17 protein-coding genes are annotated in these 15,794 nt (G+C 64.2%); 15 read left to right on the top strand and 2 right to left on the bottom strand.

The features are described 5' to 3' along the window. The first annotated feature begins 40 nt into the window (after positions 1-40). The 14 genes from GX515_12795 to csrA all read left to right on the top strand — a co-directional run bounded on the left by GX515_12795 (position 41) and on the right by csrA (position 12,347). Complete coding sequence (locus GX515_12795) at positions 41-1,222, top strand: flagellar basal body P-ring protein FlgI (protein ID HHY33872.1); 1,182 nt, start codon at positions 41-43, stop codon at positions 1,220-1,222. 279 nt (positions 1,223-1,501) lie between these two features. After that, positions 1,502-1,783 (top strand): rod-binding protein, encoded by a 282-nt coding sequence (locus tag GX515_12790; protein ID HHY33871.1) that lies wholly within the window; start codon positions 1,502-1,504, stop codon positions 1,781-1,783. Positions 1,784-1,849: 66 nt separating this feature from the next. Next, positions 1,850-2,158 carry a flagellar biosynthesis anti-sigma factor FlgM gene (gene flgM / locus GX515_12785; GenBank protein HHY33870.1) on the top strand — a complete coding sequence of 103 codons (309 nt, stop codon included), beginning with the start codon at positions 1,850-1,852 and terminating at the stop codon, positions 2,156-2,158. Positions 2,159-2,252: 94 nt separating this feature from the next. After that, positions 2,253-2,786: a flagellar protein FlgN gene (locus tag GX515_12780; GenBank protein ID HHY33869.1), complete on the top strand. Its 534-nt coding sequence runs from the start codon at positions 2,253-2,255 to the stop codon at positions 2,784-2,786. Then, positions 2,761-4,224 carry a flagellar hook-associated protein FlgK gene (flgK, locus tag GX515_12775; GenBank protein HHY33868.1) on the top strand — a complete coding sequence of 488 codons (1,464 nt, stop codon included), beginning with the start codon at positions 2,761-2,763 and terminating at the stop codon, positions 4,222-4,224. The genes GX515_12780 and flgK overlap by 26 nt, the downstream gene beginning before the upstream one ends. Positions 4,225-4,260: 36 nt before the next feature. Further along, complete coding sequence (flgL, locus tag GX515_12770; GenBank protein ID HHY33867.1) at positions 4,261-5,214, top strand: flagellar hook-associated protein FlgL; 954 nt, start codon at positions 4,261-4,263, stop codon at positions 5,212-5,214. A 13-nt stretch (positions 5,215-5,227) separates the two neighbouring features. Then, positions 5,228-7,555 carry a chemotaxis protein CheA gene (locus tag GX515_12765; GenBank protein ID HHY33866.1) on the top strand — a complete coding sequence of 776 codons (2,328 nt, stop codon included), beginning with the start codon at positions 5,228-5,230 and terminating at the stop codon, positions 7,553-7,555. Beyond that, positions 7,509-8,240 carry a hypothetical protein gene (locus GX515_12760; protein HHY33865.1) on the top strand — a complete coding sequence of 244 codons (732 nt, stop codon included), beginning with the start codon at positions 7,509-7,511 and terminating at the stop codon, positions 8,238-8,240. Before GX515_12765 ends, GX515_12760 begins: the two co-directional genes overlap by 47 nt. Continuing rightward, a complete protein-coding gene (locus GX515_12755) occupies positions 8,241-8,597 on the top strand; it encodes a response regulator (protein ID HHY33864.1) in 357 nt (118 codons plus the stop codon). A gap of 44 nt (positions 8,598-8,641) precedes the next feature. After that, positions 8,642-9,769 carry a chemotaxis response regulator protein-glutamate methylesterase gene (locus GX515_12750; protein HHY33863.1) on the top strand — a complete coding sequence of 376 codons (1,128 nt, stop codon included), beginning with the start codon at positions 8,642-8,644 and terminating at the stop codon, positions 9,767-9,769. Positions 9,770-9,858: 89 nt separating this feature from the next. Continuing rightward, on the top strand, positions 9,859-10,641 hold the full coding sequence (locus GX515_12745; GenBank protein HHY33862.1) for a protein-glutamate O-methyltransferase CheR: 783 nt from the start codon (positions 9,859-9,861) through the stop codon (positions 10,639-10,641). A gap of 21 nt (positions 10,642-10,662) precedes the next feature. Next, complete coding sequence (locus GX515_12740; GenBank protein HHY33861.1) at positions 10,663-11,613, top strand: HD domain-containing protein; 951 nt, start codon at positions 10,663-10,665, stop codon at positions 11,611-11,613. Positions 11,614-11,656: 43 nt separating this feature from the next. Then, complete coding sequence (locus tag GX515_12735; protein HHY33860.1) at positions 11,657-12,106, top strand: flagellar assembly protein FliW; 450 nt, start codon at positions 11,657-11,659, stop codon at positions 12,104-12,106. Further along, complete coding sequence (gene csrA, locus GX515_12730; GenBank protein ID HHY33859.1) at positions 12,078-12,347, top strand: carbon storage regulator CsrA; 270 nt, start codon at positions 12,078-12,080, stop codon at positions 12,345-12,347. The genes GX515_12735 and csrA overlap by 29 nt, the downstream gene beginning before the upstream one ends. Here the strand turns inward: csrA and GX515_12725 are convergent. Next, positions 12,277-12,822, bottom strand: coding sequence for a purine-binding chemotaxis protein CheW (locus tag GX515_12725; protein HHY33858.1), 546 nt, complete (start codon positions 12,820-12,822; stop codon positions 12,277-12,279). The genes csrA and GX515_12725 overlap by 71 nt on opposite strands. A gap of 251 nt (positions 12,823-13,073) precedes the next feature. Further along, positions 13,074-14,993, bottom strand: coding sequence for a HAMP domain-containing protein (locus tag GX515_12720; GenBank protein HHY33857.1), 1,920 nt, complete (start codon positions 14,991-14,993; stop codon positions 13,074-13,076). A 281-nt stretch (positions 14,994-15,274) separates the two neighbouring features. On the opposite strand from GX515_12720, the gene GX515_12715 reads away from it, so the two are divergent. Continuing rightward, the coding region (locus GX515_12715) for a glycosyltransferase family 2 protein (protein HHY33856.1) at positions 15,275-15,794 on the top strand (520 nt) is incomplete at its 3' end.

Below are 15,794 nucleotides of genomic sequence, written 5' to 3'. Positions count from 1 at the left end.
AAGGACGGAGCCATTGGTCCAGCAGGAGGTGGGACCTGCAATGAAACGAGCTAGCGAGCATGCCATCCGGACCGCGCGCGGCCTACGCGGCTTCAGGCTCAGGCCCGCACTTTTCGCCGTGTTCGTGGGGCTGGCGTTGGTGGCCGCGGTCGAGTCCGTCGCGCTCGTGTCTGTGGCAAGCGCAGAGTCAAGGATCAAGGACATCACGCGGATTGAGGGCGTGAGAGAGAACGATCTCATCGGCTACGGCCTGGTGGTCGGGTTGAAGGGCACGGGGGACTCCAGCGGCGCGATGTTCACCGTCCAGTCGGTTGCGAACATGCTGATGAAGTTCGGCGTCAAGGTCTCGCCCGACGAGATGCGCGTCAAGAACGTCGCGGCCGTGATGGTGACCGCGAAGCTGCCGCCGTTCGCACGGGTGGGCGACCGGCTCGATGTGGTGGTGTCGTCTCTCGGCGACGCGCGGAGCCTTGAGGGAGGGACCCTTCTCCTTACGCCGCTCCTCGGCGCCGACGAGAAGATGTACGCGGCGGCGCAAGGGGTCGTCTCGCTGGGCGGCGGGGCTGGCAGTTCGACGGCGCGCCAGAAAACGCATCCCACGGTGGCCACCATTCCGGAGGGGGCGACGGTCGAACGGGAGCTTGAGGAGGCTATTTCCGGCGCGGAGAACGGGAAGATCACCCTGTCTCTGTCTCAACCGGACTTCGCTACGGCCGACCGCATAGCGAAAGCCATCTGCGCACGCCTGGGGGATGGCACTGCAAAGGCCCTCGACGCGGGGGCCGTGGAGGTGCGAGTGCCGGCGGGATATGCTGGCGACCCCGTGGGGCTCGTCGCGCTCATTGGGGAGATCCCGGTCACCGCGGACGTTCCGGCGCGCGTCGTGTTCAATGAGCGCACAGGCACGGTCGTGATCGGCGGAAACGTGAGAGTGCTCCCGGCCGTGGTTTCCCATGGCAGCCTGCGCGTTCAGATCTCCTCCAGCGTTGACGGTGGGTCCGCCTCCACCGCCCGAGACGAGGGATCCCCTTCCACCTCGCGAGACAAGGGCGGCCCCGATGCGACGGCGGCCGGGACGGTTTTCGATGTCTCCTCGATGGACACTGTAGACGCTCTCGTGTCCTCGCTCAACGCCGTTGGCGCGACGCCCCGCGACATCATCGCCATTTTGCAGGCGCTCAAGGCGTGCGGCGCCCTTCTCGCGGAGATAGAAGTCTTGTGACCATGAATGCGGGGCCAAGGGCCGCGGACACATCGCGAGGCAGGCGGCCGCGCGGCAGGCGGCGGCAGGCGGGGCGTCTCTCACGGCGCATGGGCGGCCGGGCCGGGACGACCGATGGGAGGAGGAGGTAGACCGTTGGTCGGGGACATGATGAGCGGTGTCACCAGGTCGGACGGCGCGGTCAAAGCCTCGCTTGGCACCGCTGCCGAGTCGCGCGGGCCGGTGGCGGGCGCGAAGGCCGGGGCTCGTACGCATTCCGCAGGTACCGACCGAGAACTGATGAAAGCCTGCCAGGAACTGGAATCCGTGTTCCTGGAAGAGCTTCTCAAAGAAATGCGCAAGACGGTTCCGAAGGACGACCTCTTTGGTGGCGGGCGCGGCGAAGAAGTGTTCCAGAGCATGTTCGACCAGGAGATCGCGAAAGCCATGGCTGCGCGGGGCGGCATCGGTCTCGCCGAGATTCTTTACAGACAGCTGTCACGGCAGTCCGCGACGCCATCGCAGCTAGGAGGCCACCGTTTGGACGGGCCCCGCGGCGTGCATGATGCCAAGGAGGGCTAAACACCTTGTCGCGACTTGCCGATAAGATCACCGAGAACGAGTCGGCATCGGAGAGAGGTGCGTCCAGTGAAGGTCGAAAACGAGGGACTCCGCAGGATCCTCAGCAGGTACGCGGAGCAAGCCGAGGCGACGAAGTCCAAGGAAGCCAAAGAGGCGCAAAAGAAACGGGAAAGCGCGGAGGCGGAGGCGGAGGCGGAGGCGGACGAGGTCGTGGTCTCCGACCGCGCACGCGAGTTGCAACGCGCACATCAAAGGCTCGATGAGATCGCTGCCGCGCGAAAGGCGAAGGTTGAGACCATTCGCAAGGATCTGGAGACCGGCACATACAAGGTGAGCGGCGACATGGTCGCCCGGAAGCTCCTGAGGCCGTCCTAGGAGGGCTGCCGGCTGCCAGCCGGCTTCCCCACCTCATGTGCGTGCCGTGTGCCTGGGCCAGCGTCGTGCGGCGACGCGGGGTGAGTGAATCGAGATGCACGACATCTCTCAACGGTGCAACGAGATCCTCGATCTTCTCGAGGAAGAGGCCGCCCTTCACAGGGATCTCCTGGACCTCTCCCGCCGGGAACAGGGCCTTCTCGTCTCTTTCGATGTAGATGCTTTGACAGCCACGTTGCGCGAGGTTGAGGCCCTCATCGGGAAGGTCCGGGCGGTCATGAACGCGAGGCTCGCGCTCCTCGGCGAGGTCACGCGCAGCCTCGGCCGTCCCGGCGGCGCCGCGTCTCGCGGCAGCGACCGCGTATCGTGTGAGGAGGTCATGGCTTCGGCAGGGGATGGCTGTCTCGAGAGGTACAGGAGCATCCTCCAGCAGCTTGCGCCCATCCTCGAGGAACACGCCGTCATCAACGGTGGAAACATCGTGCTCATAAACAACATCCTCGACTACGTCGATTTCGCGACTCGGGTGTACGCGTGCCGTGATGGCCGGAACACGTATTCAGTGAACACCACCGCTCTGAGAAGAAAGGCGGGAAGGCCGCATGCGTTCCACTTTTCTCGGCCTTGAGACCGCAAGGCGCGCCTTGGTTGCTCAACAAAGAGCGCTCGAAGTGGTCGGCCACAACATCGCAAACGCCGGCACGCAAGGTTACGTGCGGCGTGAGCCCGTGCTCGCGGCCACGCCGGGGTACGTGGTGGAAACCGGGGCCGGCTTCAAGCGGCCTGGCACGGTGGGCACGGGAGTCGAGATGGTCAGGATAAAGCGCGTCTTCGATGGGTTCGTCGAAAGCCGAATCCGCCAGGCTGGGGTATCCCTCGGGTTCTGGGAAGGCAAGAGCGATGCGCTCTCGCAGGTGGAAGCGGTTTTCGGAGAGCCTTCCGATACCGGGCTGGCCGACGCTTTGACCGAGTTCTTCGCGGCGTGGGACGAGCTATCGAAGCGTCCGGAGAGCATCGCCGTCCGCACGGCCCTGGTGGAGCAGGCCAAGACCCTTGCGTCCTACTTCAACAACGAGCTCAGTGGCCTGCGCGAGCTTGCGCGCGACCTGGACGAGGGGATAGCCACGCGCGTCGACGAGATCAACTCGCTTGCCAGGGAGATCGCTGCGCAGAACAAGGAGATCGTGAGGATCACGGCGATCGGGAACGATCCTGCCGACCTCAAGGACGCGCGAGATGTCGCCATCGAGAGGCTATCACGGCTCATCAATATCAGCGCCTTCGAGACCCAGGACGGGTCCGTAGTCGTTCAAGTCGGCTCTGCAGAGCTCGTGCGCGGCGACGCCGCAAGCGAGCTCCGGTTCGAGTCCGGGACTCTGCCCGGAGAGGCGCTCGACCCTGGGGCAACCGAGCTGGGATCTCAGATAGTCTGGGCGAACGATGGGAGTCCGGTGGAAGCCACCGGAGGCGAAGTGGGCGGGCTGCTGCAGGCGAGGAACGCCGATGTCACTGGGTACTACAAGGACGTGGAGCAGCTCGTGACCACGCTCGCTGACGAGGTCAACCAGCTCCATAAGGACGGCTATGGCATAGACGATGCCCTGACCCCGACGCACGGCATCGACTTCTTTGTATATGACGCCGGGCGCCGCACTCTCTCAGTGAACCCGGACCTCGACCCAGACGCCGGTGGAGACGTGGCGAAGGTGGCCGCGGCCGCACAGCCGGGGCTTGTCGGGGACGGCTCGGTCGCGCTTGCCATTGCAGGTCTCGAGGACGCGCTCACGATGGGCGGGGACAAGGTGAGCTTCGGGGGATTCTATCAGCAGATCGTCGCCGACGTGGGGACGTGCGCGCGGCAGGCCGCGCACATGGCGCAGGTACACGACGCGACGCTGCAGCAATACACGAACAACAAGGATAGCATCTCAGGGGTCTCCATCGATGAGGAGATGGTGAATCTCATGCGCTATCAGCGGGCGTACGAGGCAGCGGCCAGGCTGACGACAGCCATTGATGAGATGCTCGATACCCTCATCAACGGCACGGGCATCGTAGGCCGGTAGGCCTAGGTAACACCCGCGATCCAGTAGCGGGAGGGGGTGACGGGGTTGCGTGTGAGCACGAGTTACCTTCTGAACAACCTTTCCAGGGACATCAGCCAGCAACTTGCTCGGATGCAGAGACTTTCGGAGGACATATCCACCGGGAAGCGGGTGCGGAAACCATCAGACGACCCGATCGCCGCCTCGCGGGGCATGGCCATCCGGGCGCTTCGGGCAGGGGTCGCGCAACACAAGACCAACATAGACGATGCCAAGGACTGGCTCGGCGCGACCGAACGGGCTCTCATGAAGGCACAGGAGGTGTTCCAGAATGCCGCCGACGCCGCGCTCCGCGCCGGGAACAGCACTCTCTCCGGTGACGAGCGGCAGGCGCTCGCGCAGGACGTGAACGGCCTCATCGCCGAGCTCGTGGACCTCGCCAACACGGAATACGACGGCAGGTACATCTTCGCCGGCCTGAAGACCCTCACGAAGCCCTTTGTGCTGACAGAGAACACTGACGCATCGGGCGTTACCGTTACGACCGTTACCTATGAGGGTCTCGACGGCAGCAAGCAGGTCGAAGTCGAGCCCGGCACGACCATGCAGGTCAACGCGAACGGCGGCGAGGTGTTCATGCAGGGCATCAGCGAGGCGGGCAATAGGAACCTCTTCCAGATCCTCGTGGACCTCCGGGATCACCTCCTCGCAGGCGATGCATCATCCACGTACTACGACGATATCGCGTCCGACGTCAGTGCCACCCAGGCGGCTCAAGACCGGATCATGAACCTCGTCACGGGCGTCGGCGCGAAGGTGCGACGGCTAGACCGGGCATCAGCCAAGCTGTCCGAGGACGAGGTGGAGCTGGAGGCGCTTCTGTCGAAGACCGAAGATGCGGACGTGTTCAAGGCCATCTCTGACCTGCAGTTGCAGGAGACGGTGTACAAGGCGGCCCTCGGGGCGGCTGCCGGGATAATGCAGACTTCCCTTGTGGACTATTTGCGGTAGGGGTCGGTGCCAAGTGGCGGAAGGATATTCGTTGACTCCGGAGGACATCAGGCTTTTTCTCGATGAAACCCTCGACGAGCTCGAAGCGCTCGAAGAGGAGATCGTCAGGCTCGAAAGCGAGGGCCACGACAAGCCCCTCCTTCAGGACATGTTCCGCATAGCGCATACCGTGAAGGGCTCGTCGGCAACCGTAGGCCACGCCAGGATGTCCACGCTCGCGCACGCCATGGAGGATGTGTTTGCGGCCATGCGGGACGGCAGGGTCGCGCCTCGCCAAGAGCTGGTGAACGTGCTCTTGGAAGCGGTCGATGGCTTACGGGCGCTTGCCGCGGAGCTCGACGCCTCCGGCGGCGGTCCGCGCGTCCGCGGCGCCGGCGAAATCGACGTCGAATCGCTCGTTGCCCGGCTCGCGAGCGCCGCTTCACTGGGGGTCGGCACGTATGAGGTACATGTGAGGTTCGCGGATGACACGGCGATGCCGCCCGTGCGTGCTCTCCAGGTCATACAAGCCCTCCAAGAGCTCGGAACGGTCGCCGGGACGCAGCCGTCGCTGGATGACATCAAGGCTGAGAAAGCGGGCCTGGACCTCTCGGCCGTGCTGCTGCTCGGGTCACCCGTGAGCGAGGCAGAGGTGGAGCGCAAGGTCGGCGAGGTGCCCGACGTCGAGCGCGTGGAGGTGCGCTGCGTGCATCCTGGCGCGCACGGTGCTACGGCGGGGGCGGGCCCGGAATCTTCCGCCGGTGCTGCTGCCGCAGGCAGCGGGGCGGGGGTTGACGCCGAGGGGGACGCTGATGTGAACACCGGTGCCGGGGCTGATCGTCACGCTTGCGCTCAGGTCCGCCCTGAGGCCGAGGCTAAGGCCGAGGCCGAGGCTGCCGCTGGTGCCGGCGGGAACGGCGCTCGCGGGGCTGGCGAGAATGCCGATGAGACCGGGACGGCAGCGTCCGATGTGCCGAAGCTCTTGGGAAGATCCCAGGGGGACACCATCCGGGTCGGCATCGAGGCCTTTGACAAGATGGTGCGCATAGTCTCAGAGCTTGCCATAGACGAGGCCAGGCTCGCCGAGGTCCAAAGGCGTCTCGCGTCACTCGACGGCCACTCGGAGTCCATCGGGGACCTCGAGCAGATCACCGCCCACATGGGCCGGCTCACGACCGAGCTCCAAGAAGAGGTCATGAAGGCCAGGATGACGCCGCTTTCGAGCTTGTTCAAACGCTTCCCCAGGATGGTCAGGGACACCGCCGCAAGCTCTGGCAAGCTGGTGGAGTTCGTCGTGGAAGGCGAGGATACTGAGCTCGACCGGGCCTTGATAGAAGAGGTCGCGGATCCCATCATACATCTCCTCCGGAACGCCGTCGGGCACGGCATAGAGCCGCCAGAAGAGCGCGTCCGCCGCGGCAAGCCCGAAAAGGGGCGGGTGCGGCTGGCTGCCCGACACGTGGAGGACCGCGTGGTCATCACCGTGGAGGACGACGGCGGAGGAATCGACTTCGAGCGGGTCCGCGAGTCCGCGGTGCGAAAGGGGATGATCTCCGCCGAGGTGGCCGCGGCCCTTTCGGACGAGGAGGCCATTGAGCTCATCTTCCAACCGGGCTTTTCCACCGCGACCCAGGTGAATGACGTGTCGGGACGCGGGGTCGGCTTGGACATCGTGCGCGCCAACATCGAGAAGCTGGGTGGCACCTTGCGTGTGAACACCGCTGCCGGGAAGGGAACGGCTTTCGTCTTGTCGGTGCCGCTCACGCTCGCGGTTTTCAGAGCTCTCCTCGTCGAATCGTGTGGCCAGGAATTCGCGATCCCCCTGTCTTCCGTGGTAGAGGTTACTCGCGTCTCGCTTACCGAGGTCAAACCAGTCGGGCAGGGGCACGCGATAGTGCTGAGGGGCAAGGTCCTGCCGGTGTTTGACTTGCGGGATTTCGCGCGGAGAGACGATGCCAGTGCACCGGCTTCGTCTGGGGAGGGCGGCGGGGGCTCCGCAGCGAGCGTCGGGGGGTGCGAGCCGGCTGGTGAGCTAGCCACGAGCCGTTCGGATGAGCAGTCTGGTGAGCGGGCTCGCGGGCGGGCCTTCGTGGTAGTAGCGCGGTACGAGGACATGCGGGTGGGGATCATTGTTGATTCGCTCCTCGGGGAGCAGGAAATAGTCATCAAGAGCCTCGGCAGGCTCGCCAGGCGTGCCAAGGGCGTCCTGGGTGGCGCCATTCTCGGTGACGGGCGAGTCGCTCTGATCCTGGATGTCGCGCGGGTGCTGGAGAAGGCCGTGGGCCGCAGCCATGTCTCGGGGTCGGGCTCAGGTTATGAGGGAGGGAACGAGGATCGTTTCGAGTATCAATTACAGTGCTAGCGAGCTCGATACGCTGAAACGTATCCTGGCGAGAGGCATGGAGAGCGCCGCATCGGTGCTCTCCGACATGATAGGCCGCAAGATCGAGATGAGCGTGCCCGACGTGTGTTTCGTGGCGTGCCGGGACATCGCCAAGGCGTCGAAGCACAGCGTGGAAGAACCCACTGTCGGAGTGAGGATCGGGCTCACAGGTGACGTTACGGGTGATGTCATCCTCATCTTCCCGCGTGCTAGCGCCTACCGCCTGGTGGACATTCTCATGGGCAACAAGCCGGGAACGACCACCAGTCTGACGGAGATGGGCGGATCAGCCCTGTGTGAGGTAGGCAACCTCGCGGGATCTTTCTTTTTGAACTCGCTGGCGGAGGCCACCGGCTTGCGTGCCATGCCCGCCCCGCCTGTGCTGGATGGGGAGACGTTTGTCGCGAAGATGCTGGAGGCCTCGGTGGCTACCAATGAAGAGGCCGCGTCGCCCGGCACCGGGGGAGAATGCGTGGGCGGGCGGCCCGCCGGTGGCGCAGGCCGCGCGGACGGTGGTACGGACGCACTGGTAGCCCAGACGGTGCTCAAGCAAAGCCTTGAGAGCGTCGAGGCGTTGTTCTTCATCGTGCCGACCAACAACTCTCTCGCAACGATCCTCAATGCGCTGAGCTCGGACAACGCAAAGGGGAACGGGGTGATATAGGTGCCCAAGGTGCTCATCGTGGACGACGCGGCCTTCATGAGGATGAGGTCGCGCAAACTCCTGGAGGAGCACGGCTATCAGGTCGAGGAGGCACAAGACGGGCAGGAGGCTGTCAGGAAATACATGGAGAGCGCTCCCGACGCGGTCCTCATGGACATCACCATGCCCGTCATGGACGGCATCGCCGCTCTAAAGGAGATCAAGAAGCGCGACCCGCATGCCAAGGTCATCATGTGCACCGCCGTGGGCCAGCAGTCTTTGGTCATGGAGGCCATCATGTCCGGGGCACGTGATTACCTCCTGAAACCGTTTGATCCTGACAAGGTGCTCGCGTCCCTCAAGAAGCTGGTCGGCTGACGGCCGGGCGGCCGCGGCCGAGACGGGGGAGATCGGATTCCGTCGTGAACCTACCAATCAGAGTCCTCGTTGTGGATGACTCGGCCTTTACACGTAAAGTGGTTTCGGATATGCTGGGGTCGGACCCAGACATCACCGTCGTTGACATAGCCAGGGACGGCAAGGCCGCTGTGGAGAAGGCTCGTGCTCTCCAGCCCGACGTCATCACGATGGATGTGGAGATGCCGGTGATGGACGGGCTTGCTGCGTTGCGGGCCATCATGAGCGAACGCCCCGTCCCTGTCGTCATGTTGAGCGCCCTGACGCAGGAGGGCGCGGCTACCACCATCCGGGCGCTGGAGCTCGGCGCGGTCGATTTCGTGGCAAAGCCGTCTCATTCGATGACCGTGGGCCTGGGTGAGGTGCGGGACCAGCTCGTTGCCAAAGTGAAGCTGGCGGCGCGCGCCAAGGTACATGTTCCCAGGCTCGCGAGGCCCGGCGTGGACGGGACGGCCGGGGGTGGACCACGTCCTTCTTCAGGCGTTCCAGGGGAGGCTGCCTCTCGAGGAGAGCGCGGTCATCTCGGGCAGGGGGCGAGGCAGGGCGCCGGGCCGGGCGAAGAGTGCGACACGGTTGTGGTCATTGGTGCCTCCACCGGGGGGCCGTCCGCGCTCAACCAGGTCCTCCCCGCTTTGCCCGCCGACCTCTCTGCCGGAGTGCTTATCGTGCAGCACATGCCGCCTGGCTTCACAAAGTCGCTGGCCGCGAGGCTCGCAGAGACCTCAGCCATAGCTGTGAAGGAGGCTGAGTCGGGCGACAAGCTTACGGACGGGGTGGCGTTCGTGGCACCGGGCGGATACCATATGTTGCTCACCGCTGACGGGGAGGTGGCGCTCTCCACCGATCCGCCGCGAAATGGCGTGCGGCCGTCTGTGGACGCCACGATGGAGTCCGCGGCCCGGGTGTACGGAGACCGGCTTGTCGGGGTGGTGCTCACCGGAATGGGAAGGGACGGCGCGGCCGGCATGGCCGCCATCAAGGCGGCGGGCGGGAGGACCATAGCAGAGCACGAATCGAGCTGCGTCATATACGGTATGCCCAAGGCCGTGGTCGATCAAGGGCTCGCGGATCTGGTGGTTCCGCTCCAGGAGGTGGCCGGTGCCATCGTGCAGATGGTCAACCAAATCCCATAGGCGGCCAGGCGACAACAGGAATTGCGGCACGAGCAGCAGAAACGGCGGCGCGACTATGCATCTCGGGAGTTGCAGTATACGTGCAAGACATGGATTATAGCCTTTTCCGGTGGAAAGTGATGCAGGCAGCCGGGATCGACCTGAGCTGCTACAAGGAAAACCAGATGAAGCGCAGGCTGTCCGCGGCGCTCACAAGGTCCGGATATGCGAGCCTTTTCGAGTACTGGCGCGCAATGGAGCAGGACCCCGCAGTGCTCCGTGAATTCGTGGACTTCGTGACCATCAACGTATCCAGTTTTTTCCGGAACCGTGAAAAGTTTGACGAGCTCGCTGGAACGATCCTCCCGGGCCTCTTGAAGACGCGCCCGAACCTCAAGGTGTGGTCTGCAGGCTGCTCCACAGGCCAGGAGCCGTACACGGTGGGCATAATCCTGAGCGAGGTCGCGCCGGGCACGAGGCACCGGATCATTGCCACAGACATAAACGCATCCGCCATCCGCCTTGCGCGCGAGGCGATCTACACGCGCGACGATGTCAAAGAGGTAAAGCCGGAGCTTGTGAAGAAATACTTTATGGCCGAAGGCGACAAGCTCAGGCTGAAAGATTCGGTGCGTCAAATGGTCGAGTTCCGGGTCCACAATCTGCTGGCCGACCCGTACGAGCAGGACTGTGACCTCATCCTGTGCCGGAACGTGATGATATACTTCACCGAGGATGCCAAGACCCGGGTCTTCAAAGGCTTCAACGCCAGTTTACGGCCGGGCGGCGTTCTGTTCATCGGGGGCACTGAGACCATCATGACCGCGTCCGAGCTCGGGTTCGAGCTCGTCTCACCGTTCTTCTACCGAAAGCGGAACCCGGTCGTCGCGTAGGCGTGGCGTAGGCGGCCGGGCGTGACAACGTTCGTTCTTGCCGAGGTGGTACCGTTGGTTGCACGAGGGACAGGCATCGTCCCGGATGATGTGAGGAACCGAGCCATCAGGATCATGCAGGACCTCCTCTCGCAGCTCAGGGAGGCCGGCGATCCCGCGGTTGAGCCGCCCTACGATGATTTGGTTGAGGTCGTGGAGGGCATCAAATCCAGCGTGTCCAAAGCTTCCCCGAACGTGCTGGTGTCCTGGACTCTCTTCGACGAGCCTGACGAATACGAGTGCGTGCACCCGTTCGACGTGGCGGTGTTCTCGGTGGCGATCGCGCTCGCCATGGGGGAGAAGGCCCGCATTCAAGACATCGGGCTGGGGGCGTTGCTCCATGATGTCGGCATGGCGCTTGTTCCCGTCGCGCCGGAAGCGAGCTACACGGAGGGCGAGGGGCTGTCACCCGACAAGGCGAAGCAAATGCGCACGCATCCCGAGCTCGGCGTGAAGGTCTTGCGGCAGCACCCGAGGATCTCGGCGTTTACGAAAGCCATCGTTGCCCAGCATCACGAGAGGATGGACGGGAGCGGGTATCCCAGGGGCCTGCGGGGCTCCGACATCCACCCGTTCTCGCGGATCGTCGCGTGTGCTGACGCGTACAGCTCCATGCTCGTGCGGTCCCGCTTCCAAAGGCATATGACTCCGGGCGAGGTCGTGGACTATATGATGAGCGCGGCCGGCTTCGAGTTCGACAAGGACGTGGTGCGGGCCATGCTCGGCTGTGTATCGCCGTTCCCCGAGGGGGCGTTCGTGCGCCTCAGCACAGGGGAGCTCGCGGCGGTGGAGAGGCTCTCCCGCGGTATGGTGACGCGCCCGGTGGTGCGGCTCGTCAAGCAAGAGGCGGACGGCGTGTGGGTGGAGACGTCCACCGAGATGGACCTTGCCCGGCCCGAGCACCAGACGACGCTCATAACCGCCATTGAGTGACGAACGACAGGGGAGGGGCGGTGGCCGGAGGGGGTGACCGGAGGTGACGACGGACCGCGTGAGGATCGTATTTGACGAGGGTATTCTCGGTTTTGAAGACATCCGAGAGTACGAGCTCTTGGTCGATCCCGAGGAACGGGGCCCGTTCAGGTGGCTTCGCGCGACCTCGGAAAAGCTCGCTTTCATAGTGGTGGATCCGCACCTCTTCTGGCCCGACTACGACCCCGACATAGCCAGCGCATGCCCGGACCTTGTTGACGGAACCGACCGGAGAGAGTTGTCCCTGTACGTGATCGTGACTGTTCCAGATAACCCCCTGCTTGCCACGGCGAATCTCTTCGCGCCGCTTGTGGTGAACGGGCGCACCGGCAAGGGCAGGCAGGTGCCTCTGCGCGGGTCAGGTTTTCCGCTCGCCGCGCATATCTTCCCCGAAGACATCCGCGAGGGAAAGGTTGGGTTGGCCGGTGCTTGTCCTGACGCGCAGGTGCGGTGAGAGCGTGATCATCGCCGACGACATCAAGGTGACGATCATCTCTGTGGACACGAAGGCCGGCAGGGCATACGTGAAGCTGGGGATCACCGCGCCTGCCGACCTTAAGATATACCGCGAGGAGATCTACGAGGAGATAAAGCGCGAGAACGAGGCGGCCTCAGGGGCCACGCTCACTGACTTCGCTGCGCTTGCCCGGGCGTGGAGGCAAATGAAAGCGCCTGCTCAAGATCGATCAAAGTGATGAGCCTGTCCTCCGCCCTCGCGATGCCCACCACGTATGCGAGAGCTGCCGCTTCTCTGGTGAGAGCCTGCGGCTTTTCTATGTCCTGCTCCGGTATGTGGGCCACCTTGACCACAGAGTCCACGATCATTCCGATGGTGTCCTGCCCCGCCTGGACCACCACTATACGGGTGGCGGACGTGACCGGCTGGACGGGAAGCCCCAGGCGTCTCGCGAGGCTCAGCACCGGGATCACCTGGCCGCGCAGGTTCACGACGCCTTCCACGTAATCAGGGGCGCTGGGCACCGGTGTGATAGGCTGCATGCGCACGATCTCCCTGACATCGCTGATGCTCACGGCGTAGAGCTCCTTGCCGAGCTGGAACACGACGACGTGCTTCGTGGCGGAGGAAGACGCCTGCGCCTGGACGCGGGCCCCCGCCGGTTCATCCCTCAGGTTCGTTGCGCCGACCGGCGCGTTGACTGAAGCTGACATGCCGTGACCACTCCTTTCGTTCCTGCGTAGGTCGCCAAAAGCTCGTGTCGCTTTTCAGCGGGTGAGCCCTGTCCGGGGTTGCCGGTGTTGCCCTCCGGGGACGGCGCGCTTGGGGCGCGCCTCGTTCGAATTTGGCGCGCGGGCGCGCCAAATTCTCGACGCCCCGTCGTGCAAGCACCGTCAACCCCTAACACCCTCAAGGATAGTGGCGAAGACTTACGGCGCTGCGCCACACTTAGGCGCATTTTTTCTTACGCGAACCTCGCCACCAGCTTCTCAAGGTCCGCCGCCATCTTCGCGAGGTCCTGAGCGGACGCGGCGATCTGCTCTATGGCGGAACTCATCTGACCCGTGGAGGCAGACACCTGCTCCGCTGCGCTCGCGGTTTGCTCGGATACGCTGGCCATCGCCTGGACCGCGTTGCGGACCTCCTCAGCGGACGCGGTCATCTCTTGGGTGGCCGATGAGTTCTCCTCGGTGATGCTGGCCACGTTGTCCATGGCCTTGACCACCTGGGCACTGGAGGACTCGAGCTCCTTCACGGCAGCGGCGATCTTCTCGACCTCGGCGTTCATGGCGTTCATGGTCGCATCGATCTCGCGGAGGGCCTGGCCGGCCTGGCCCGCAAGTTGAGTGCCCTGGGACACCCGGCTCGCCTGCACGTCTGTCGCGCTTTTCGCCATCTCAATGCTGCGCTGCATGGTTGTGATGAGCCCCGCGATCTCCTTGGTCGCCTTGCCCGAGCGCTCGGCGAGCTTGCGCACCTCGTCGGCGACGACGGCGAACCCTTTGCCGTGCTCGCCTGCGCGGGCCGCTTCGATGGCAGCGTTGAGCGCGAGAAGGTTCGTCTGCTCGGCGATGTCGTCGATGACCTCGATGATCTTCCCGATCTCGCTGGAGTGGGCTCCCAGGTCCTTGATGCCTGCGGCCACCGCCTCGGCCTGCTTGCGGATGTCGTCCATGCCCGCGATGACGTCGTCGACGGCGCGGGAGCCGCTCCCGGCGGCGGCGCGACTCTTGTCGGCGGCCGCGATGAGCGAGCCCACGGCCTTCGAGACCCCTTCCATAAGGCGGGCCATTGACGCGACCACGGAGTTGGCTTCATTCACAGAGGCCGCCTGTTCTTGAGCGCCCTTGGCTATCTGGTCGATGGCGGCCGAGAGCTGGCTTGTGGCGGTGGACGTCGTATGGGCGCTTGCACTTTGCTCCGCGGCACCCTTTGCCACCTGCTCGATGGTCTTGGCTACCTGTTCGGTGGCGATGGCCGCCTCATCCGTGCTCGCGGCGAGCTCCTGGCCGGTGGAGGCCACGTGTCTCGCGTGGCCGCGTAGCTCCTCTACTACGGTGCGGAGGCTTGAGACCATGTCGGAAAAGGCGCGAGCCATGACGCCTACTTCATCACTGCGCTTTGTGCCGGGCACCTCGACTTGGAGGTGGCCAGCGGCCACCTCCTGGGCCGCGCGAGCGAGGGCCCTCGTCGGGCGTGTGATGCTTGCCGCAAGTGCGAGGGCGAGGATGAGACCGAGCACCACGGCGGCAGCGAAGATGGCTATGGCGCGGTCCCGGACGTTCTTCGCGGCTATCTTGGCCGCATCGCTCGCGGACGCCGCTGCGTCCTGGTAGGCCTTCAGGCCCGTCGCGAGTTCGTCGCGGATGTCGTTGATGATGCCATCGCCCTCCGCCATCATGTAGCCAAGCGCTTCGCCCAGCTGGCCGTTATCGATGTACTGGAAGATCGTGTTCCGGCAGGCGTCCCAGAGCTTCCGGATGTCCGCGACGGTCTTGATGTCTCCGGCGTCGCCGATGCTGCCGGTGTCACTGGTGGCGCCGGTGTCGCTCGACGCGTCGCCTCCGCCTTTTACCGTGGCCCCCGACAGCGCGTCGAATTGCTGCTGAATCTCGGTGTCTGCCTCGTTGAGGGCGGTCTTGAGCCGTGAATCACCCAAGAGGAGAAAGCCGCGCAGCGCGATCGCGAACCTCTCGAATGCTCCGTGCAGGGCTTCGATCTGCGTCAGGCGGAGCATCTGCTCGTCGACGACCTTGCCGAGGTCGGTGCTGACCTTGGTGACTCCTTGCAGGCCGAAGTATCCGATGACCGCCATGAATAGAAGAAGCAGCAAGAAGCTCCCGAGGATCTTGAATCCCATCCCGAACCGGATCCGAGATCTCATAGGCGCCCCACCCCTCCAGGTATCCAGAGACTCGTCAAGTACATATATCGGCAGGTTTCGCCACCGTTTTAGAGCCTCGTGGCTTTGCCGACAAGTATCAGACTCGTGGCAATCTCTTGCACGGCCCGCTTGAGTGTGCTGGCGCGTGCCGGCTGGTGTGAACGTTTCTGTACCAGGCCGGTTTGACCGGGCTAAAGGGGCGCGCGCGATTGCCGATATGATGAATGGACACGATATGACACGGTTCGGAACGACACGGTTCGAAGGAGCGTTGCACGACGATGGCAAATAGACGCGCAACCAAGAAGAAGCAGGCAAAGAGACGAGCCGAGGCAAGGCGCGTGAAAAGCGAGAAGGAGCACCAGATCAGCCTCTGCATGATCGTGAAGAATGAGGAGGAGTTCCTCCCCGGTTGCCTCGACAGCGTCAAGGGCGTTGTCGATGAGATAGTCATCGTTGACACCGGCTCCACCGACTGCACCGTGGAGATCGCCCGCCAGTATGGCGCGAAGGTATACCACTACGAGTGGAACGACGACTTCGCCGCGGCCCGCAACGAGAGCCTGAAGCACGCGACGTGCGGGTGGATACTCGTGCTCGATGCGGATGAGCGTCTCGACGCGTCTTCAGGGGCGGCGCTGAAGGCGGTCGCCTGCGGGCACGCGCCCAAGGCCATGTACGGGTGCCGCATCGTGAACGTCGGGGAATCGGGCAAGGTGACCGAGCACGTCGCTCCCAGGTTCTTTCCCGGGGGTGGCCTCGTCGCTTACAAGGGGTTCATCCACGAGCAGCCTAAACCTG

Source organism: Bacillota bacterium (assembly GCA_012842395.1).
Lineage (GTDB): Bacteria > Bacillota > SHA-98 > UBA4971 > UBA4971 > UBA6256.
Note: the sequence above shows the minus strand (reverse complement) of the source record. Positions and strands in the feature narration are given on the sequence as shown.